Genomic DNA, 19,709 nt, shown 5'->3' with positions numbered 1-19,709 from the left:
GTGGGGCCTCAGGGGTTGAAGTGGATCACCGAGCGGATGCTCTGGCCCGCGTGCATCAGCTCGAAGGCCCGGTTGATCTCCTCCAGGGGCATGGTGTGGGTGATGAAGGTGTCGAGCGGAATCTCACCGCTCTGGAAGCGCTCCACATAGCCCGGCAGTTCCGTGCGGCCCCGCACCCCACCGAAGGCCGAGCCACGCCAGACCCGGCCGGTCACGAGCTGGAAGGGGCGGGTGGAGATCTCCTGACCGGCACCGGCCACGCCGATGATCGTGGATTCGCCCCAGCCCTTGTGGCAGCACTCCAGGGCGGCACGCATCACCTGCACGTTGCCGATGCACTCGAAGGAATAGTCCACGCCACCATCACTGAGATCGATCACGACGTCCTGGATCGGAGCATCGTGGTCGCCCGGATCGAGGCAATCGGTGGCGCCGAGCTGACGGGCGATCGCGAACTTCCCGGGGTTGGTGTCGATGCCGATGATGCGGCTGGCGCCGGCCATCACCGCACCGATGATCACCGCCAGACCGATGCCGCCGAGTCCGAAGACCGCCACGCTGCTGCCGGCCTCCACCTTGGCGGTGTTGAGCACCGCTCCGATGCCGGTGGTGACCCCGCAGCCCAGCAGACAGACCTTCTCCAGGGGCGCGTCCTTGCTGATCCGGGCCACGGCGATCTCGGGAACCACGGTGTATTCCGAGAACGTGGAGGTGCCCATGTAGTGGTGGATCATCCGGCCGCCACGGGAGAAGCGACTGGTGCCGTCGGGCATCAGCCCCTTGCCCTGGGTGCCGCGGATCGCCTGACAGAGGTTGGTCTTGCCGGAGAGGCAGAAGCTGCAGGCACGGCACTCCGGCGTGTACAGGGGAATCACGTGATCCCCCACCGCCACGGAGGTCACGCCGGGACCCACCTCCTCCACCACAGCGCCGCCCTCATGGCCGAGCACGGCGGGGAAGAGGCCCTCCGGGTCCTGGCCCGAGAGGGTGAAGGCATCGGTGTGGCACACACCGGTGGCCACCACCCGCAGCAGCACCTCACCGGCCGCCGGCGGGGCCACCTCGATCTCCGTGATCTCCAGAGGCTGGCCCGCGGCCCAGGCCACGGCTGCGCGGGAACGGATCATGACCGCAAAGAAGCGGAACCTAGCAACGCCGCCCGGGCCGGCTGAGGCGACTCACCCCTTCTGGAACACCAGACCGGCCGGTTCGCCCCAGTCGCCTCGGGCGCTGAAGCCGCGGTCATTGCCGCAGAGGTGCCGCAGGATCCAGAAGGCCGCCTCGGGACTGGGGAGCTGCAGCTCCTCGCGGATCGCCTGCACGGAGCGGGGCTGCCCATCCGCCAGCAGAGCCTCCACCCGACCCTGAAGGTCCAGGATCGTGGCAGCGGCCTTCTTGCCCGCCTCCACCCCGGGCTGGTCGTAGGCATTCACGTTCACCAGTTCGCCGTAGAGCCCCACGGCCCGCTCGAACAGGGCCACCAGCGCCCCCAGGCTGCGGGCATCGAAGTGGCGCAGGCTGATCGACAGGCTCTGACGCCCGCCTTCGGTGAGGGCGGAGCGGGTTCCCTGCAGGAATCCATCGAGGAAGTCTCCGGGGTAGTCCCCGCCAATGGGAGCCACATCGGCGGGGTCATCGAGAGCCTCGATGAAAGTGACGAAGAAGTTGTCGACCCCGTCACGGAGCTGCTGCACGTAAGCGTGCTGATCGGTGGAGCCCTTGTTGCCGTAGACGGCAATGCCCTGATGCACCTCACGGCCTTCCCGGTCGAGCCGCTTGCCCAGGGATTCCATCACCAGCTGCTGCAGGTAGCGGCTGAAGACCTCCAGCCGGTCGCGGTAGGGGAGGACCACCATGTCGCGCCCTCCGGCACCGCCGCCGGCCACATGCCAGGCCGCGGCCATCAGGGCCGCGGGGTTCGCGCGCAGGCTGGGCACCCGGGTGGCGGCATCCATGCGCGCCGCCCCCTCGAGGAACCCGTGGAGATCGGCGCCGATCAGGGCCGCCGGCAGCAGGCCCACAGCGCTGGTGATGCTGGTGCGTCCCCCCACCCAATCGAACATGTCGAAGCGGGCGAGCCAGCCTTCGGCTTCGGCCCGCTGATCCAGCTGAGAGCCCACCATGGTGACGGCAACGGCCTGCCGGGCCCAGGATCCGCCGAGGGCCTCCAGGCGGGCCCTGGCCTGCTCCATGCCCAGACGGGGCTCGGGAGTGCCGCCCGACTTGCTCACCACCACCACCAGGGTGGTGCTCAGCCGATCCCCCAGGGCCGAGAGGGTGCGGCTCATTCCCTGGGGATCGACGTTGTCGAAGAAGTGGAAGGGCAGCCCCACCCCCTCCTCCTTGAGAGCGCGCAGGATCAGCAATGGACCCAGACCGGACCCGCCGATGCCGATCCAGAGGACGTCTGTGAAGGGCTTGCCGGACGGAGCCGGGCAGGCTCCCTCGATCACCTGCCGGCCGAAGGCATCGATCCGCTCCACCTCCGCCTGGATGTGCGCTCCCGCCTCCGGATCCGGTGCCAGTTCGGGGGCACGCAACCAGTAATGACCGACCTGACGCCCCTCGTCGGGGTTGGCGATGGCGCCGTCCTCCAGGGCCTGCATGGCCGCGAAGGCCCGATCGAAGGCAGGCTCAAGGGCTTCGAAATCGGCCAGGTTGAGCGCCATCCGGCTGACATCGACCCAGAAGCCCAGGTCGTCGTGATGCCAGAGCAGGTCGCAGAAGCGCTGCCACTGCACCAGGGGTTCATGGAAGCTGTAATCCGGAAGCGTCGTCATGCGGGCGGGTTTCACGAATCGGCTGCCGAGGCTGAACTTATCTGTGGAAGGGCCCCCAAGGAAGCACAGGGGTGGCAGGCCACACCGAAGCCGGCCAGAAGCGGGTGATTGGTATGGACGGAAACACAAACGACCCCGGGAGCAGGGATGGCCGGACGGAGCCGTTAATCTTCAAGAAATATTTGGACTGGCGGAATTTCTTGACGACACGCCCTCCGATGGTTTCGTTCTCCCCCCGGGGTGGGCCGAACCGCTGGGCTGTGTCCCTGGCTGCCGCCCTGTCGCTCCTGAGCCTCGCCTCCGGCTCCCCCCAGCGCCACCTCTCCAGCTCCGCACTGCTCACCGAGCCCGGCCTGACGGCCAGCCTGAGCACGGACAGCAGTGACCCGGAAGCCTTCACCAGTGAGGGGCAGCGTCCCGATCCCATCGATTTCGCCCCGGGCGAACTGAAGGAGCTGCAACGCCGCTTCGGGGTGCACGGACCCCAGGCTCCTCTGGCTCAACTGTTCACCCGTGGCCTCGATCAACTCACCCCGCTGAGGGCCCGCACCGTGGAACGGCTCGAGGAGCTGCGGCCCACGATCCTTCAGGAAAGCCGTCGGCACCGCATCAACCCGATGCTGGTGGCGGCCGTCCTCTTTGATGAGATCCAGCACGCCAAGCCCGGCGAGGACCTTCCTCTGGCGGCCCAATCGGGGCTGTTCAGCACCCATGGACCCGCCCAGCTGGGCATCGGCGAACTCATCCATCAGGGGCTGCTCCCCGCCGAACCCACGGCCGAACAGATCCAGACCGCCCGCCTCGAGCTGCTCGATCCAAGCCGCAACGTGGCCCTCCTGGTCGGTAAGTTCGCCCGTCTGAGCCGCGAACTGGGGCTGCCCACCGACCGCCAGCTCCAGGCCAGCCGCAGCCCTCGCGATGCCAAGGCGCTCGCCACCCTCGCCTACCTCCATAACGGCAAGCTGGACTATCCCGCGCGCATCCTGAGCTACATGCAGGACCCAGAGCTGCATGCCCTGATCTATTCGGAGCGCAAGCCCCAGCTCTCCCCCCTGATCTGAGACCCGAGCTTCAGCCTCAGCAGAGCTGACCGAGGGCCGCCAGCCGTCTCTGAAGCGCTCCCCACTCGAAGCTGCGCGGATCGGCGCGCTCTCCACCCAGATCCACCTGCCGGTGGGTGGTGATGTGAGCGGCGGGAATCGGGAAGCGGCGCATCCAGTCGGTGAGCACGAGGGCCAGGGCGTCGTACTGCCTGCTGCTGTAGCCGCTGTGGCCGCTGTCGTTGTCTTCCCCATCCAGGGGGGTTTCCAGGCTGATGTGCAGGGCGAAGTTGTTGATGGAGCCCCCCACCCGTGGGTTGGTGACCACCCAGCGGCCGTTGAAGGCGGAATTACCGGCCCCGAAGGCCCGCTGGCCGGGATCGAGCACATCGATCACCTGGCCATCGAGGCTGATCAGCGTGTGGTAGCTCACCTGGTCTTCATCCCTGGGATGGGGGGTCTGGAAGGTGCGCAGGGCTGAGCCGATGCCATACACGGTTTCATGCAGGACCACCACCTGGGGGGTGGGATCGACCGGATGGCCGAAGGCATCCCTCTCGAAGCGGACCCCGTAGTTGCTGGGATCGATCTGCAGCCGCCGTCGGCGCACGGGCAACGCCTCGAGCTCCCGCTCCAGCCGCAGGCGCAGCCGCGGATCGAGATCGACACACTGACGGGCCAGGGGGCTGACCCAGGCCGGCCGTGGTGGCGGCAGGGGTGACGGGCGCCGGGCTGGAGGTTCCGGAGAGGGTTGGGGCTGGGTGACCTGCTCGAGCAGTTGCAGCAGCGACGGACGGCTGGCGGCCTCTGAGCTGGCGGTCAGATCACGGGCCAGCCAGCCCAGGCAGCCCAGCCCAAGAATCGCCGCACCACCCAGAAGACCCAGGGCCAGGGGCTTGCCGCGCAGGCGCTCCATCAGGGTGTTCAACATGGCACCACGGCCAGCCACTGGCGGCGGCGCTCCCCGGCCTCCGGTCCGGCGGCAGGATCCACCAGCAGCCGCCAGCTCTCGATCTGCGGCTCCGCGGCAGTGATCGGCAGAGTGCGCAGAAGCCCCCGCCGGCTGATGGTGATCGTCTGGCGCTGCTGGGCCTGCAGGACTGCCGCCAGGTCTTCGGGCTTGCGCAGGCGCAGACCATCCAGGGCAATCAGCTCATCGCCCACCATGACGCCGGCCTCCTGGGCGGGCCCGGCGCGCACCACCCGAACCACCTCCAGGACTCCCCCCTGGAGCGCTGCCTTCAGGCCGGGATCGGCTGCCGGGGCCCGCCGGGGCTCCAGCTTCAGCCCCACATCCTGGAGGTAGGCGGGCAGATCGGGATCCTCAAACCCATCCAACCAGGCCGGCAGACGATCACCCAGGCCTGGCGAGCGGGCGCTGAAGGCCTCAAGCAGGTCGTGCTCCCGGTAGCCCCGGCCCCAGCGTCCCAGACGGTCCCAGAGATCCCGCAGCACCTGGGCCAGGCACGATCCCGAGCGACGCAACTCCAGATCGAGCACCAGGGAGAGGATGGAGCCCTTGAGGTAGTAGCTGATCTGGTTGTCGTCGCTGTTGGCCTCGCGCCGGTAGAGCTTCACCCAGGCTTCCTCGGCGCTCTGACGCAGGCTCTGGCCACCCAGGCGCCCCGGGGTGAGGAGATAACGGCTGAGATCAGTGCCGAAATCATGCATCACGTCATCTTCGCCCGATAAACCAGCCAGGTGAGGCAGGAGCTGGTCGAAATAACTGGTGACGCCTTCGGCGAACCACAGTCCGGGCACGATCACGGGCCGGTCGTAGTCGATCGGACAGAGTGCCGCGGGCCTGAGCCGGCGCACATTCCACTGGTGGAGATACTCGTGGGCCACCAGCTGGAGCAGCTGGCGATACCCCTCGGGCTTGCGCAGCGCCTCGCGACCGAACTGCAGCACCGTGGAGCTGTCGTGCTCGAGACCGCCGTAGCCCTGATCGAGCAGATGCAGCACGAACAGGTACTCGGGAGCGGCCGGGGCGGACTCGCCCATCAACCGGCAGCAGGCCTCACACACCGCCGCCACGTCCTTCAGCAGCGTGGGGTGGTCTCTGAGCAGGCTGTCCGGAACAGCCGCATCCGACTCAGCGGCCCTGGCGGGCATGGTGGCGTCCCAGCAGACCCAGCGATGGGGCACATCCGCCACGCTGAAGTGGTGCTCGCGGTGGGGACCCGCTTCCACCGGGGTATCCACCAGCTGATCGAAGTCGGCCGCCAGCCAGGTGCCGTCGGCCTGAAGCGGCAAGGGAACGAAAGCCCGCCAGCCCGCCGGCAGGCGCAGACTCAGGCGGTGGGGCCTCCAGCGTTCCCCTTCGACCTGCAGTGCCAGGGCCGCAAGGGCCAGAAACCCATGATCGCCGTCGAGGTGGCAGGTGCGCACGGTCAGGTCGGCGGCCAGCACGTCGTAGTGGATCTCCAGCGGCTCCTGAGAGCACAGATCCAGTCTCCAGCCGGCGGGATCCGTTCGGCTCGGCTGCAGGCGTTCCGTTCCCTGGAGAATCTCCAGGGCTTCCAGGTGACGGACGTAGTCGCGAATCAGGTAGGACCCCGGTGTCCAGGACGGCAGACGCAACCGCAGCACCGGAGTGGCCGGCGTGCAGCGGAGGCTGACATGGACCAGGTGGCGATGAGGCTCGCTCAGGTCCAGGAAAAGGTCAACCACCCAGGCTTCAGGACACCAGTTCGATCGAGGCCATCGGCAGTACGAGGGCAGCGTCCTTCAGGGCGAGCCTGGCGGCATAGCGCCGGGTGAGGCGGCCGAGGAAAGTCTGCAGAGAACGGGAGCGGCTCAGACGCTGCAGATCACCCAGCAGAGCCAGGCTGCCGTCGGGCTGCCGGTGCCAACCGATCCACTGCTCCCCGGCCAGACGGACCCTCAGATCCACCGCTGTGCGCTCCCCGGCAAAGCCTTCAAGCACGCCGGCTCGGATCGGGTCACAGCCGAGGTCGGCCAGGGATGCTGCCAGCAGGTCCAGATCGCGGATCACCGTTGGCAGGATGGAGAGATGGGACAAGACGCCAATGCCCGCTTCGCCAGACCCTAGCGATCCGCCCGGTTGTGTCCAGTGGCCGTTGGCACAGCCCTGGCCCCCACAGGCCGGCGATCTGCGGCTTGGGGTGATGGCCTCCGGAGAGGGGTCCAATTTCGAAGCGCTGGTGACGGCCTGCCGCGAAGGCCCCCTGAGGGGGCGTGTGCTCCAGCTGGTGGTGAACAATCCCGGCTGCGGCGCCCAGGAACGGGCCCATCGGCTGGGGATTCCCTGCGCCCTGGTGGATCACCGCCGGCACCGAAGCCGTGAGGAGCTGGATGGCGCCCTGATCGAAACCTTTGCGACCACCGGCGTGGATCTGGTGGTGATGGCCGGCTGGATGCGGATCGTCACCCCGCGTCTGATCGGCGCCTTCCCCTCGCGCCTGATCAACATCCACCCATCGTTGCTGCCCAGCTTCCGCGGGCTCGATGCCGTGGGGCAGGCCCTTGCGGCCGGAGTCACCCTCAGCGGCTGCACCGCCCACCTGGTGACCGAGGACCTCGACGGAGGTCCGATCCTGGCCCAGGCTGCCGTTCCGGTGTTCCCCGGCGACGATCGCGACAGCCTGGCGGCCAGGATTCACCAGCAGGAGCACCGCCTGCTGCCCCTGGCGGTGGCCCTCGCCGCCGCCAGGCTCAGGGATAGAACGGCAGCAGCGGCAGACCCATCGGCGCCGGCAGGCCGGCCATCAGGTTGAGGCACTGAACCCCCTGCCCCGCCTGGCCCTTGATCAGATTGTCGACGGCGCTCATCAGGATCAGCTGGCCGGTGCGACTGTCGACCTGCACCGAGAGCAGGGCCCGGTTGGTCTGGCGGGTCCATTTGGTGGAGGGGTAGGTGCCCACAGGGAGCACCTCCACACAGGGACTGTGGCGATAGGCGGCCTGCAGCACGGTGGTGCAGTCCTCGGCGGTCAGTCCCGGATCCCGCAGCCGCCCATAGACCGTGGCCAGCAGACCCCGCACCATCGGCATCAGATGCGGTGTGAACTGCAGCTGGATCGGCTGGCCGGCCACCTGGCTGGCGGTCTGCTCGATCTCGCTGGTGTGGCGGTGCCCCACCACTCCATAGGGAGCCACGGCCTCGGCCGCTTCCGCCAGGAGCAGAGTCTCCTTGGCGGCGCGGCCACCGCCGGAGGTGCCGGTCTTGGCATCGATGATGATGCCGCTGCGATCGATCAGTCCCTGCTTGAGAAAGGGCAGCAGCGGCAGCAGACTGGCCGTGGGGAAGCAGCCAGGGGCCGCCACCAGGCGGGCCGCACTGATGCGCGTCTCGTCCCACTCCACCAGGCCGTAGACCGCCTCGGCGCAGAGAGCGTCATCCTGACGCTCGAACCGTTCGGCCTCGCCGGAGTACACCTCCTTCCACTGAGCCAGGGAGCGGTAGCGGTAGTCGGCGGAGAGATCCACCACTTTCACCTCCCGCTCCAGCAGGGCTGGCACCAGCTGGGAGGCCAGCCCACTGGGCAGGCTGAGCACGGCGAAATCGGCCTCGGCGGCGATCGCATCGGGATCGGGGACCCGCACCACCGGATTGCCCTCGAGGGGCAGGAAGGGGACCAGTTCGCTCCAGGCCTGACCGGCACTGCGCTCGCCCCCCAGATAACTGACCACGAATTCGGGGTGGTCCTGGAGCAGGCGCAGAGTCTGAAGGCCGCCATAGCCGCTGGCGCCGATCACCGCGACGCGCCGGGCTGCTGTGGGGCTGACCATGCCGGAGGATCTGGGGCGCTGATCGTACCGGGCCCCCGCTCACGTTGAGACCGCAACTGATAGAGAATGCCTGATACCTGGTCCAGCTGTTCTGACTGTTCGCTCCGAGCATTCCGCTCCCCCGGCCTTGGCCTCTGACGCCCCCCCTCTGGCTGATCCGGGCCATGACCCGATCCTTTTCGATTCGATCGCCGATGCCCTCGCCGGCATCCGTAACGGCGAGATGATCGTCGTCGTCGATGACGAAAATCGCGAAAACGAAGGGGATCTGATCTGCGCGGCCCAGTTCGCCACGCCCGAGCAGATCAACTTCATGGCCACCGAAGCCCGTGGCCTGATCTGCCTGGCCATGGAAGGGGAGCGGCTCGACGCGCTCGAGCTGCCCCTGATGGTCGACCGCAACACGGACAGCAACCAGACCGCCTTCACGGTCAGCGTCGATGCAGGGCCCGAAAACGGCGTGAGCACGGGCATCAGCGCCGACGACCGGGCCCGCACGATTCAGGTGGCGATCCATCCGGCCAGCCGCCCGTCGGACCTGCGTCGGCCGGGGCACATCTTCCCCCTGCGGGCACGCCAGGGAGGAGTGCTCAAGCGGGCCGGGCACACCGAGGCGGCCGTCGATCTCGCCCGACTCTCCGGCCTGTATCCGGCTGGAGTGATCTGCGAGATCCAGAATCCCGATGGTTCAATGGCCCGCCTGCCCCAGCTGGTGAGCTACGCCCGGCGCCATGGCCTGCGGCTGATCAACATCGCCGACCTGATCAGCTACCGGCTCGAAACGGAACGCTTCGTGCGCCGCCAGGCCGAAGCCGAGATGCCGAGTGCCTTCGGGCAGTTCCGGGCGATCGGGTACCGCAATGAGCTCGACGACAGTGAGCATGTGGCGATCGTCAAGGGGCACCCCGAGCTGGCCAGCGCACCGGTGCTGGTGCGGGTGCATTCGGAATGCCTCACCGGCGATGCTTTCGGCTCCCTGCGCTGTGATTGCCGGCCCCAGCTGGAGGCGGCCCTGCGCATGATCGAAGCCGCCGGCGAAGGCGTGGTGGTCTATCTGCGCCAGGAGGGTCGTGGCATCGGCCTGATCAACAAGCTCAGGGCCTACAGCCTTCAGGATGGCGGCCTGGACACCGTCGAAGCCAATGAGCGCCTCGGCTTTCCCGCCGACCTGCGCAACTACGGCGTCGGGGCGCAGATTCTCAGTGATCTGGGGGTTCATCACCTGCGCCTGATCACCAACAACCCGCGCAAGATCGCCGGCCTCGGCGGCTACGGGCTGCGGGTGGAAGACCGGGTGCCGCTGGTGATGGATCCGGGCCAGCACAACGCCGCCTACCTGCTCACCAAACAGACCAAGCTCGGCCATCTGATGCACTCCGGCCCGGTCAGGGAGCACACGGGGGCGGGCGGGCCCACGGCGGTGATCTCCTGGACCGCCACGACCGTGGCGCCGGAGCTGGCGGAAGCCGAGCACTGGCCCCAGCTGCGGCAGTGGGCCAGCCAGCGGGGGCTGGAGCTGCTGCGGGAGGAACATCCCCGCCTGCTGGCTCTGCTGGGTCAACCGCAGCTGGCGCTGTTGCTCGCCCAGCCGCCCGGAGGAGACCAGCGCCTGACCGAGGCTGATCTGCTCTCAGCCCTGACCCTGATGGCCGGTTGGTCCGGCACCAGGGCCGTGAGCCTGCTGCTGAGTCCCGACGCTCAGCGCAGCGCCCACCCCAGCGCAACCCTGGAGCCCGAGTGCCGACCGCTGCAGGAGCTCACTCAGGCGAGCCCCCGGCTGGCGACGACTCCCGGGGCCTTCGTGCGCTGGGTCTGAACATTCAGACCCAGCGCAGCCTGGGCCGGGACAGGCCCCCTCAGGGCAGGATCGTCACCTTCGTGATGCGGGTGCCCTTGCGGATCGCCAGGACCACATCCACGTTGCTGGCCTGACCGAACACGGTGTGGACCCCATCGAGGTGAGGCTGGGCGTCATGGCAGAGAAAGAACTGGCTGCCGCCGGTGTTCTTGCCGGCATGGGCCATCGAGAGGGTGCCGGCCTGGTGCTTGCGGCTGTTGATCTCACAGGGAATCATGTATCCGGGGCCACCGGTGCCGGGCATGCCACTGGCGCCGGCGCGGGTGTTGGGGCAGCCGCCCTGGGCCATGAAGCCATCGATGACGCGATGGAAGGCCAGGCCGTCGTAGAAGCCCGATTCAGCCAGCTTGACGAAGTTCGCGACGCTGCCCGGGGCATCGGTATCGAACAACTCGAGTTCCACCGTGCCGGCCTCGGTCTCCATCAAAGCTTTGGTCATGGGGTTCGGATCAAAAGCGGACTGTATCGATTCTCGGGTAGAACAGACCCCGGTCCTGAACGGGGCTTTCCCCACAGTCGGTCAAGCCCATGAGCCCCAACGCCGCTGCCACGAGCCAGGGCCTCGACCTCAGCCGTGCACGTCTGGGGGTCCTCGGTGGCAGCGGGCTCTATGCCATCGAAGGCCTCGAGGACGTCCGTGAACTCACGGTGGACACCCCCTACGGGCCTCCGTCAGACAGCCTGCGCCTGGGAAGGATCGGCGGACTGGACGTGGTGTTTCTCGCTCGCCATGGCCGCCACCACAACCACCTGCCCACGGAAGTGCCGTACCGGGCCAACCTCTGGGCCCTGCGCTCGCTGGGCGTGCGCTGGATCCTCTCCTGCTCGGCCGTGGGATCGCTGCAGGATCCGCTGCGGCCCCTCGACATGGTGGTGCCGGATCAGTTCATCGACCGCACCCACGCCAGACCCGTGAGCTTCTTCGGCGGCGGCGCCGTCGCGCATGTGGGCATCGCCGATCCGTTCTGCCCGAGCCTCAGCCGACTTCTGGCGGACGTGGCTGAAAGCCTGATGCCGGCGGGACGCCAGCTGCACCGCCACGGCACCTATCTCTGCATGGAGGGTCCTGCCTTCTCGACCCGCGCCGAATCGAACCTCTACCGCAGCTGGGGCTGCTCGGTGATCGGCATGACCAACCACAGCGAGGCCCGTCTGGCCCGGGAGGCCGAGATGGCCTACGCCACCCTGGCCATGGTCACCGACTACGACTGCTGGCACGGGGATCACGCCTCGGTGACCGTGGATCTGGTGATCGAGAACCTGCACGCCAACGCGGCCCTGGCGCAGCAGATCGTGATGGTGGCGGCGGAGCGGATCGATGCGCAGAGGCCGCTCAGCAGCTCCCACAGCGCCCTGCGGGATGCCCTGATGACCCCGAAGGAGCAGGTGCCGGCTGACACCCGCCGCAAGCTCGATCTCTTCACCTCCCCCTACTGGGGGCCCTTCGAGACAGCCTCAGCCGTTCAGGCCAGCTGAGCCCCGAGCTGCTCCAGGGCCTGTCGCACCTGGCCATCGTGAGCGCTCAGGGCCTGATCGGCCTGCTCGGCACTCAACCCGGCGGCGGCCATCAGCAGGGCCCGCTTGACCGAGCCGCCGGCGGCGGCGAGCAGCTCATAGCCCCGCTCCCGCTCCACGCCGGCCAGGTCCCTGAGGATGCGCAGGGCGCGGTCTTCCAGCTTGCTGTTGGTGACAGCCACATCCACCATGCGGTTGCCGTACACCTTGCCCAGCCGCACCATCACGCCGGTGGAGATGATGTTCAGGGCCATCTTGGTGGCCGTGCCCGCCTTGAGGCGCGTGGAGCCGGTGAGCAGCTCCGCCCCGGTGACCAGCCGGATGTCGATGGCGCAGGGCATCGGTGCCTGCTCGGTCGGGACGCAGGCCATGGCGATCGCCAGGGCACCCAGGGAACGGGCATGCTCGAGGCCGCCGAGCACGTAGGGGGTGGTGCCACCGGCGGCGATGCCCACCAAGGCGTCGGCGGATGAGAAACCCCGCTCGATCAGATCATGGCGGCCGGCTTCGCGCAGATCCTCGAGTCCTTCGGAACTGCGCAGCAGTGCGGGCGCGCCTCCGGCCAGCACCCCCTGAACCAGCTCGGGGGGGGTGCAGAAGGTGGGGGGACACTCAGCGGCATCGAGGACGCCAAGGCGTCCGGACGTACCGGCACCGAGGTAGAACAAGCGGCCACCGGAGCGCAGGCAATCGCTGATGGCCTCGACGGCCTCAGCCAGGGCTGGGGCCGCCGCCTCCGTCGCCAGCAGAGCCTTCTCATCTTCCCGGCAGAACAGATCCACCAGTTCGCTGGAGCTGAGCTGATCGAGGCTGGCGCTGGCGGGGTTGGCCTGCTCGGTGAGCAGATGACCCCGGTCGGGGGCGGCGGATCCAGCCGGGGCAGCGCCCGGTTCCGAGGGCCTCACAGCAGGCCCTCCAGACGGCGTCGGAAGGCTTCGAGTTCGGCACGTTCGGGACTGCTCTCATCGCCACTGTCGAGGGGAGCCGCGGAGCGGGCGAGCTCATCCTTCCAGTGGGTCAGATCCATGTTCCGCTCCGGCGGGGCAATCAGCAGCCGCTCCTCGGGGGAGCTGGGCAGGAAGCCGGACGGCACGAAGCGGGCCTCGTAACCCGCCTGGCCGCAGAACAGCTCCATCTCCTCCCGCTCGATCGCCTCGACGCTGGGGACGGGGAAATCCTGGGCCTCGAGCAGACCCGCGTAGCGCTCGGCATCGTCCCGTTCCTCGAACAGCAGCACGACGGTGCGGCCATTCAGCTCCAGGGAGTGAATGCCTTCGTTGTCGGTGCCGGCTTCGAACAGCAGCACATGGACGGGCATGAACCGAACCAATCCCAGCCGCTCAGTGTCCCATTGATTGTCGCCCGGACCGGGAGCCTCTCAGCGATCGCGGGACAATTCCTCCAGGCGTCTGTAGAGCGCCACTTCGGCATCGCTGAGCTGCTCGGGCAGCACGATGCGCAGTTCCACCAGCTGATCGCCCCGCTGCTCCCCCTGGCTGAGGCCGAGACGCCGCAGCCGCAGCAGCCGGCCACTGGAGGAGCAGGGCGGCACCGTGAGCTGCACCCGCCCCTCGAGGGTGGGCACCACCACCTTGCAGCCCAGGGCCGCTTCGGCTGGGGACAGCTCCAGGTCGTAGAGCACCCGCAGTCCGTCGATGCGCAGACCATCGGGACGGCGTACCCGCAGCTGCAGGAAATGGTCGGCTCCGCCCGGGGCGACCCCTGCCAGGCGCAGGCGCCAGCCATCTCCGGCCAGGGGCGGTGTCCAGAGCTCCACCGCCAGGCCACCGGGAAGCTCAAGCTCCAGGCGGGTGCCGGCGAGGGCCTGCTCGGGGCTCAGATCCACCACCGTCTCCAGGTCGCTGGCGGCCTGCACCGGCGGTGGTGGAGGCGGGGCGTGGGTCACCTCCACCCCTGGATCCTCCCGAGGTCCGGAGGGTTGGGGCCGCTCCTGCTCGAGATCGGGCTCAGTCTCCCCGGGTTCATCCGAACGGGACTGTCGACCGAACAGGGCGTCGAGATAGTCGTCGAATTCGGGGAAACCCCTGGCGAAGGGATCGTCGCGCTCGGGCCTCAGCGATCCGGGATCCCGCCCGGTTTCCCAGGCCTGGCGACGGCGTGGATCCGAGAGCACGGCATAGGCCTCGTTGACCCGCTTGAAGCGCTCCTCGGCCACCGGATCATTGCCGTTGAGGTCCGGGTGCCACCGGCGCGCCTGGGCGCGAAAGCCGCGCTTGAGTGCCGCGGCGTCGGCCCCCGGGCTCAGCCCGAGAACCGCCCAGTGGTCCTCGCCGACCGCGGGGGTGGGACTCCGGTTCACGGTCTTCAGTCCTCTGCCCAGGGATCGTCGGCCCTGGGGCGAGCGCGCCCCTCGGAGGGCCAGTCACCTCCACGGCGACGGGAGGGTGAGGGGGCCCGACCGGCCGCCGGTTCGTAGCGATCAGGTCCTGAGGGCTCCCGGAAAGGAGGCTCCCGGAAAGGAGGCTCCCGGAGAGGAGGTTCGAGCCTGGAGCGCTCGAGCCGTGGGGTTTCATAGGAGGAGTAACCCTCCTCCTGATAGCCGCCATACCGGGAGGGGGGCGCCCAGGGATCCCCTCCCCAGCGCTCCGAGGGGCCGGGGCGAGAACGGTCCCACTCATCCCAGTCGTCCTCGTCGGAGAAGAGGTCGTCCTTGATCGAGCCGAGGGTGTTCTTGAGCCCCTGCAGCGGGCCGGATTCGGTCTTGCGTTCGCTGATCAGACGGCGATTGAGACCGTAGAGGGCCTCCTGCAACTGACTGACTGACAGATCGAGCTCAGCCGGGTCGGAATCGTCGAGCAGGACCTGGACCTCGCGCAGGGCCATCTCCACGGAGCGCTGCTGCCTCTCCGCACCGTAAGGACCGAGCTCGAGGGCGGCATCCCTCAGACGGCGCTCCGCCTGGGCCACCAGGGTCTGGGCCCGGTTGAGCCGGTCCACAGCCACCCGCTTGCGCCGGTCTTCGGCGGACTTGCGCTGGGCCTCCTCCAGCAACGCCTGAATCTCCTGTTCACTCAGGTTGGATCCACCCTGAATGCTGACGCTCTGCTGACGACCGGTGGTGCGGTCGGTGGCGGACACCTGCAGCAGGCCGTTGGCGTCGATGTCGAGCGAGACCTGTACCTGGGGAACCCCGCGCGGCGCGGGTGGAATTCCGGAGAGGCGGAAACGACCCAGTGACTTGTTGTCAGCGGCCATCTGGCGCTCACCCTGAAGCACGTGGATCTCCACCGCCGACTGATTCGCCTCGGAGGTACTGAACACATCCGAGCGGCGGACGGGGATGGGCGTGTTGCGGGGGATCAGCACCTTCATCACCCCACCGATCGTCTCCAGACCCAGGGAGAGGGGCGTGACGTCGTTGAGCATCAGATCACGCAGATCGCCGGTGAGGATTCCGGCCTGCACCGCCGCACCGATGGCCACCACCTCATCGGGATTGACCGACTGGCAGGGTTCCCGTGGAATCAGGGTGCGCACCATCTCCTGCACCATCGGCATGCGGGTGCTGCCGCCAACCAGCACCACGTCATCGATGTCCTCGGCCGTGAGACCGGAATCGCGCAGGGCCCGCTGCACGGGACGCATCAGGCGATCGAGCAGATCGGGGCAGAGGGACTCGAAGGTGCGCCGCTCCAGGCTGGTCTCGATGTGCAGGGGGCCCTCGGGGCCCGTGGCGATGAACGGCAGCGAAATCGGGGTGGTGGTCACGCCGGAGAGCTCCTGCTTGGCCTTTTCAGCCGCCTCGCTCAGCCGTTGCAGAGCCTGACGATCCCGGCGCAGATCGATCTGATGGCGGGCCTCGAAGGCTTCCGCCAGCCAGTCGACGATCCGCAGGTCCCAGTCATTGCCCCCCAGCTGGGTGTCGCCGCTGGTGGCCTTCACGTCGAAGACGCCATTGGCGATCCGCAGCACCGACACATCGAAGGTGCCGCCGCCCAGGTCGAACACCAGCACCCGCTTGACCGCACTGCGATCAAAGCCGTAGGCCAGGGCGGCGGCCGTGGGTTCATTCAGGATCCGCTCCACCGTGAGCCCCGCCAGGCGGCCGGCGTCACGGGTGGCCTGACGCTGAGCATCATTGAAATAAGCGGGCACGGTGATCACCGCCGCTTCCACAGCCTCGCCCAGATAGGTGGCGGCGTCGTCGACGAGTTTGCGCAGAATGCTGGCGAGCAGCTCCTCGGGGGCATATTCCCGTTCGGTGGCAGGGCAGACGATGCGGACGTTGCCCTGGTCATTGGCCCGAACCGTGTAGGGCACGGCCAGGCTGGCGTCGTCCAGTTCGTCCCAGCTGCGGCCGACGAAACGCTTGAGATTGGCGAAGGTGTTGCGGGGATTGAGCACCAGCTGGCGGCGGGCGAGCTGGCCCACCAGCAACTCCTGATCACGGCTGAAGCCCACCACCGACGGGGTGGTACGGCCTCCTTCGGCATTGGCGATCACCTGGGGCCGACCGCCCTCCAGCACCGCCACCACCGAATTGGTGGTGCCCAGGTCAATGCCAACGATCCGGCCCATGCATCCCCAAAGCGAAGCCCCAAACTACCGGCTTCCCGGCCAGAAGCCGCAGGCGTGGCTGCCTCCTGGACCGCTCGATCTGTGACGGTGTTAAGGCGTTCTTAGTGGTCGCGAGCCTGGTTCACAATCTAGGTTCTTACAGTGGGCAGCCTGCACGGGCTACTCGTCTTCTCGTCCGTAGCTCCATGGTGATCCGATCTGAATCGGGCCAGGATCAGTTCACCCTGCGCAACCGCCCCTGGGCCGAACGCACGATCGATGGCGGATTCAAGCTGCTCACGATTGTGCTGGCCTCCCTCGTGGCCGTGGTGCTGCTCGGCATCTTCCTGACGGTGTTCAGCGGGGCCAGGGAGGCGATGGGCACCTTCGGCCTGTCCTTTCTGATCACCTCGGGCTGGGATCCGGTCAACAGCCAGTACGGAGCCTTCACGGCGATCTACGGCACCATTGTTTCGTCTCTGCTGGCGCTGGTCATTGCCGTGCCGCTGGGAGTCGGAACCGCCATCTTCATCACCGAAAATCTGATTCCACGCACCTGGCGCGAGCTGATCGGCGTGATGGTGGAACTGCTGGCGGCGATCCCCTCGGTGGTCCTGGGTCTCTGGGCCATCTTCGTGATGGAGCCCCTGCTCAGGCCATTCCTCAATTTCCTGTACAGGAGCCTCGGCTGGTTTCCCCTGTTCTCAACGGCCCCCAAGGGTCCCGGTATGGCTCCAGCAGTGCTGATTCTGGTGGTGATGATCCTGCCGATCATCACCGCCATTTCCCGGGATGCCCTCAATCAGGTGCCTCAGGAGCTGCGCCAGGGGGCCTACGGGGTGGGCAGCACCCGCTGGATCGCCATCTTCAATGTGATCCTGCCGGCAGCCATCTCCTCGATCATCGGCGGCGTGATGCTGGCGCTGGGCCGTGCCATGGGAGAAACCATGGCCGTGACCATGATCATCGGCAACTCGATGAACTTCAGCTGGTCGCTGCTGGCTCCCGGAAACACCATCTCCGCCATGCTGGCCAATCAGTTCGGCGAGGCCGATGGCATACAGGTTTCGGCCCTTCTTTATGCAGCCCTCATTCTGATGCTGCTCACCTTTGCCGTGAACATCCTTGCCCAATGGATCGTTCGCAAGTTCAGCCTGAGTTACAACTGAGCAACCCACCATGACTCTGGCCACACCAGCCCGTGCAGCACGCTCGCTTCACTTCAATCCGGGGCTGAGGCGCAACCGCACCGACAGGCTCTTCACCTTCATCGCCGGGCTGTTCAGCCTGATCGCGGTTCTCCCTCTCGTGCTGGTGCTGGTCTACGTGCTCATCCAGGGGGGCAAGCTGATCAGCGTCAGTCTCTTCACCCAGCTTCCTCCGGCCCCGGGCCTGGACGGTGGCGGCATCGCCAACGCCATCATCGGCACCTTCGTGGTCACCCTGGTGGCTTCCCTGATTGCCATTCCCGTGGGTGTGGGCGGAGGCGTCTACCTGGCGGAATACGCCAGCAATGGTTGGTTCGCCCAGTTCATCCGCGTCGGCAACGACATCCTCGCCGGAGTGCCCTCGATCATCTGCGGCGTGTTCGTGTACAGCGCGATCGTGGCTACCCGGCTGTTCTTCGGCCAGTCGTATTCCGCCGCTGCCGGTGGCATCGCCCTGGCTGTGCTGATGCTGCCGACGGTGATCAAAACCACCGATGAAGGCCTGAAGCTGGTGCCCCAGGAACTGAGCTGGGGAGCGATCGGTGTCGGTGCCTCGAAGTTCGTGACGATCACACGCATCACTCTGCCCAGCGCGTTCACTCCGATCGCCACAGGGGTTGTGCTGGCCATCGCCCGGGCTGCCGGTGAAACGGCGCCCCTGATCTTCACCGCCCTGTTCTCACCCTTCTGGCCCGAGGGTCTGTTCAACCCGATCGCCTCGATGTCGGTGTTGATCTTCAACTTCGCGATCATGCCCTACGAAGCGCAGAACTCTCTGGCCTGGGCCGCGTCGTTTGTACTCGTGATCCTCATTCTTGGCGCCAATCTGCTTGCCCGCTGGATTCGTCGGTTCGCCTCCAGCTAGCTCCCATCGTCCGGATTACACCACCACTGCTCCTCACCCAGCCATGACCAGCACCCTGAATGCACCCAGCACCAGCTCCACCTTGCCGAGCTGCCTCAGCCTGGAGAACGTCACCATCAGCTACGGCAGCTTCGAAGCCGTGCGCGATGTCTACATGGACATCCCCCGCAATCGGGTGACGGCCTTCATCGGCCCCTCCGGCTGCGGCAAATCAACCGTCCTGCGGTCCCTCAACCGCATGAACGATCTGATCGAGGGCTGCAGCCTGCGTGGTCGCGTGGTCTTCGACGGTCAGGACATGTATGCCCGGGAGGTGGATCCGGTGGAAGTGCGGCGTCGCATCGGCATGGTGTTCCAGAAACCCAACCCCTTCCCCAAGAGCATCTACGAGAACATCGCCTTCGGGGCCAGGATCAACGGCTACAAGGGAGACATGGATGAACTGGTGGAGCGCTCCCTGCGCAAGGCCGCCATCTGGGATGAAACCAAAGACAAGCTGAAGGAGAGTGGCAATGCCCTCTCCGGCGGCCAGCAGCAGCGGCTCTGCATCGCCCGCGCCATTGCCGTTGAGCCGGAAGTGATCCTGATGGATGAACCCTGCTCGGCACTTGACCCGATCTCCACGCTCAAGATCGAGGAGATGATGCATGAGCTCAAGAAGAGCTTCACCATCGTGATCGTCACCCACAACATGCAGCAGGCCGTGCGGGTGTCGGACTACACAGCATTCTTCAACGCCGAAGCCGTGGAAGGTGGCAGCGGCAAGGTGGGTTATCTGGTGGAGTTCAACGATACCGAGCGAATCTTCAACGCCCCGGTGCAGCAGGCCACCCAGGATTACGTCACCGGTCGCTTCGGCTGACGCCCCACTGGGCACTCAGTCGGGCCAACGGCCTGGAACCAGGGAATCCTCAGCGTGACTGGAGGATGTCGCACTCCGACCTGCAGGCCGGTGGTCTGGTCCTGCCACCGGTCCAGCTCTACGGCGCCACTCAGCAATCGCTGTCGATCACAGGCGAATCAGAACCTACCGCGCATAAAAAAGCCGGCTGCAGGAGCCGGCTCGATGGTTGGAAGCGGAGAGGGAGGGATTCGAACCCTCGATAGAGTTGCCCCTATACAGCATTTCCAGTGCTGCGCCTTCGACCACTCGGCCACCTCTCCAGCGGC

The 19,709-nt window shown here is 67.2% G+C and carries 18 protein-coding genes and 1 tRNA gene; 7 read left to right on the top strand and 12 right to left on the bottom strand.

Annotated elements, in window-relative coordinates:
- Positions 1 to 8: 8 nt before the first annotated feature.
- Positions 9 to 1,127 carry an S-(hydroxymethyl)glutathione dehydrogenase/class III alcohol dehydrogenase gene (locus I1E95_RS14020; RefSeq protein WP_370594552.1) on the bottom strand — a complete coding sequence of 373 codons (1,119 nt, stop codon included), beginning with the start codon at positions 1,125 to 1,127 and terminating at the stop codon, positions 9 to 11.
- 51 nt (positions 1,128 to 1,178) lie between these two features.
- Complete coding sequence (locus tag I1E95_RS14015) at positions 1,179 to 2,780, bottom strand: glucose-6-phosphate isomerase (protein WP_197163235.1); 1,602 nt, start codon at positions 2,778 to 2,780, stop codon at positions 1,179 to 1,181.
- Positions 2,781 to 2,998: 218 nt separating this feature from the next.
- Between I1E95_RS14015 and I1E95_RS14010 the strand changes: the two genes are divergently transcribed.
- Positions 2,999 to 3,841: a helicase DnaB gene (locus I1E95_RS14010; protein WP_370594551.1), complete on the top strand. Its 843-nt coding sequence runs from the start codon at positions 2,999 to 3,001 to the stop codon at positions 3,839 to 3,841.
- Between the two features lie 16 nt (positions 3,842 to 3,857).
- On the opposite strand, the gene I1E95_RS14005 is transcribed toward I1E95_RS14010, so the two are convergent.
- The 3 genes from I1E95_RS14005 to I1E95_RS13995 are packed head-to-tail and all read right to left on the bottom strand — an operon-like array spanning position 3,858 to position 6,845.
- Positions 3,858 to 4,751 (bottom strand): peptidoglycan recognition family protein, encoded by an 894-nt coding sequence (locus I1E95_RS14005; RefSeq protein ID WP_197163233.1) that lies wholly within the window; start codon positions 4,749 to 4,751, stop codon positions 3,858 to 3,860.
- The gene (locus I1E95_RS14000; RefSeq protein ID WP_197163231.1) at positions 4,745 to 6,493 is read right to left on the bottom strand and encodes a M61 family metallopeptidase; all 1,749 of its coding nucleotides are present in this window, start codon (positions 6,491 to 6,493) and stop codon (positions 4,745 to 4,747) included. Before I1E95_RS14000 ends, I1E95_RS14005 begins: the two co-directional genes overlap by 7 nt.
- 7 nt (positions 6,494 to 6,500) lie before the next feature.
- Positions 6,501 to 6,845 (bottom strand): DUF1257 domain-containing protein, encoded by a 345-nt coding sequence (locus I1E95_RS13995; protein WP_231594651.1) that lies wholly within the window; start codon positions 6,843 to 6,845, stop codon positions 6,501 to 6,503.
- Positions 6,846 to 6,852: 7 nt separating this feature from the next.
- On the opposite strand from I1E95_RS13995, the gene purN reads away from it, so the two are divergent.
- On the top strand, positions 6,853 to 7,560 hold the full coding sequence (gene purN, locus I1E95_RS13990; protein ID WP_197163229.1) for a phosphoribosylglycinamide formyltransferase: 708 nt from the start codon (positions 6,853 to 6,855) through the stop codon (positions 7,558 to 7,560).
- On the opposite strand, the gene argC is transcribed toward purN, so the two are convergent.
- On the bottom strand, positions 7,499 to 8,575 hold the full coding sequence (argC, locus tag I1E95_RS13985) for an N-acetyl-gamma-glutamyl-phosphate reductase (RefSeq protein WP_197163227.1): 1,077 nt from the start codon (positions 8,573 to 8,575) through the stop codon (positions 7,499 to 7,501). The two genes, purN and argC, sit on opposite strands and share 62 nt — an antisense overlap.
- 223 nt (positions 8,576 to 8,798) lie before the next feature.
- On the opposite strand from argC, the gene ribBA reads away from it, so the two are divergent.
- Entirely contained in the window at positions 8,799 to 10,391 is a 1,593-nt protein-coding gene (gene ribBA, locus I1E95_RS13980) for a bifunctional 3,4-dihydroxy-2-butanone-4-phosphate synthase/GTP cyclohydrolase II (protein ID WP_231594995.1), read from the top strand.
- A gap of 40 nt (positions 10,392 to 10,431) precedes the next feature.
- On the opposite strand, the gene I1E95_RS13975 is transcribed toward ribBA, so the two are convergent.
- On the bottom strand, positions 10,432 to 10,872 hold the full coding sequence (locus I1E95_RS13975; protein WP_197163225.1) for a peptidylprolyl isomerase: 441 nt from the start codon (positions 10,870 to 10,872) through the stop codon (positions 10,432 to 10,434).
- Between the two features lie 89 nt (positions 10,873 to 10,961).
- On the opposite strand from I1E95_RS13975, the gene mtnP reads away from it, so the two are divergent.
- Positions 10,962 to 11,909, top strand: coding sequence for an S-methyl-5'-thioadenosine phosphorylase (mtnP, locus tag I1E95_RS13970; protein ID WP_197163223.1), 948 nt, complete (start codon positions 10,962 to 10,964; stop codon positions 11,907 to 11,909).
- On the opposite strand, the gene murQ is transcribed toward mtnP, so the two are convergent.
- From murQ to dnaK, 4 genes are read right to left on the bottom strand one after another with little or no spacing between them, the layout of a single operon-like run.
- Positions 11,897 to 12,853, bottom strand: coding sequence for an N-acetylmuramic acid 6-phosphate etherase (murQ, locus tag I1E95_RS13965; RefSeq protein ID WP_197163216.1), 957 nt, complete (start codon positions 12,851 to 12,853; stop codon positions 11,897 to 11,899). The genes mtnP and murQ overlap by 13 nt on opposite strands.
- The gene (locus tag I1E95_RS13960) at positions 12,850 to 13,266 is read right to left on the bottom strand and encodes a DUF3110 domain-containing protein (RefSeq protein ID WP_197163214.1); all 417 of its coding nucleotides are present in this window, start codon (positions 13,264 to 13,266) and stop codon (positions 12,850 to 12,852) included. The genes murQ and I1E95_RS13960 overlap by 4 nt, the downstream gene beginning before the upstream one ends.
- A gap of 60 nt (positions 13,267 to 13,326) precedes the next feature.
- Positions 13,327 to 14,268 (bottom strand): DnaJ domain-containing protein, encoded by a 942-nt coding sequence (locus tag I1E95_RS13955; protein ID WP_197163212.1) that lies wholly within the window; start codon positions 14,266 to 14,268, stop codon positions 13,327 to 13,329.
- Positions 14,269 to 14,273: 5 nt separating this feature from the next.
- Positions 14,274 to 16,487 carry a molecular chaperone DnaK gene (gene dnaK, locus I1E95_RS13950; RefSeq protein ID WP_197163202.1) on the bottom strand — a complete coding sequence of 738 codons (2,214 nt, stop codon included), beginning with the start codon at positions 16,485 to 16,487 and terminating at the stop codon, positions 14,274 to 14,276.
- A 185-nt stretch (positions 16,488 to 16,672) separates the two neighbouring features.
- Here dnaK and pstC point away from each other — a divergent pair, with 185 nt between their 5' ends.
- Genes pstC through pstB form a run of 3 tightly spaced genes read left to right on the top strand, consistent with a single transcriptional unit; the run spans position 16,673 to position 19,401 of the window.
- A complete protein-coding gene (gene pstC / locus I1E95_RS13945) occupies positions 16,673 to 17,635 on the top strand; it encodes a phosphate ABC transporter permease subunit PstC (RefSeq protein ID WP_197163193.1) in 963 nt (320 codons plus the stop codon).
- A 10-nt stretch (positions 17,636 to 17,645) separates the two neighbouring features.
- The gene (gene pstA, locus I1E95_RS13940; protein ID WP_197163191.1) at positions 17,646 to 18,539 is read left to right on the top strand and encodes a phosphate ABC transporter permease PstA; all 894 of its coding nucleotides are present in this window, start codon (positions 17,646 to 17,648) and stop codon (positions 18,537 to 18,539) included.
- Positions 18,540 to 18,582: 43 nt separating this feature from the next.
- Entirely contained in the window at positions 18,583 to 19,401 is an 819-nt protein-coding gene (gene pstB / locus I1E95_RS13935) for a phosphate ABC transporter ATP-binding protein PstB (protein WP_197163189.1), read from the top strand.
- Between the two features lie 215 nt (positions 19,402 to 19,616).
- Here pstB and I1E95_RS13930 read toward each other — a convergent pair.
- A tRNA-Ser gene (locus I1E95_RS13930) sits at positions 19,617 to 19,703 on the bottom strand.
- Positions 19,704 to 19,709: the final 6 nt, after the last annotated feature.

Origin of the sequence: Synechococcus sp. CBW1107 (assembly GCF_015841355.1) — a bacterium.
Lineage (GTDB): Bacteria > Cyanobacteriota > Cyanobacteriia > PCC-6307 > Cyanobiaceae > Regnicoccus_A.
Note: the sequence above shows the minus strand (reverse complement) of the source record. Positions and strands in the feature narration are given on the sequence as shown.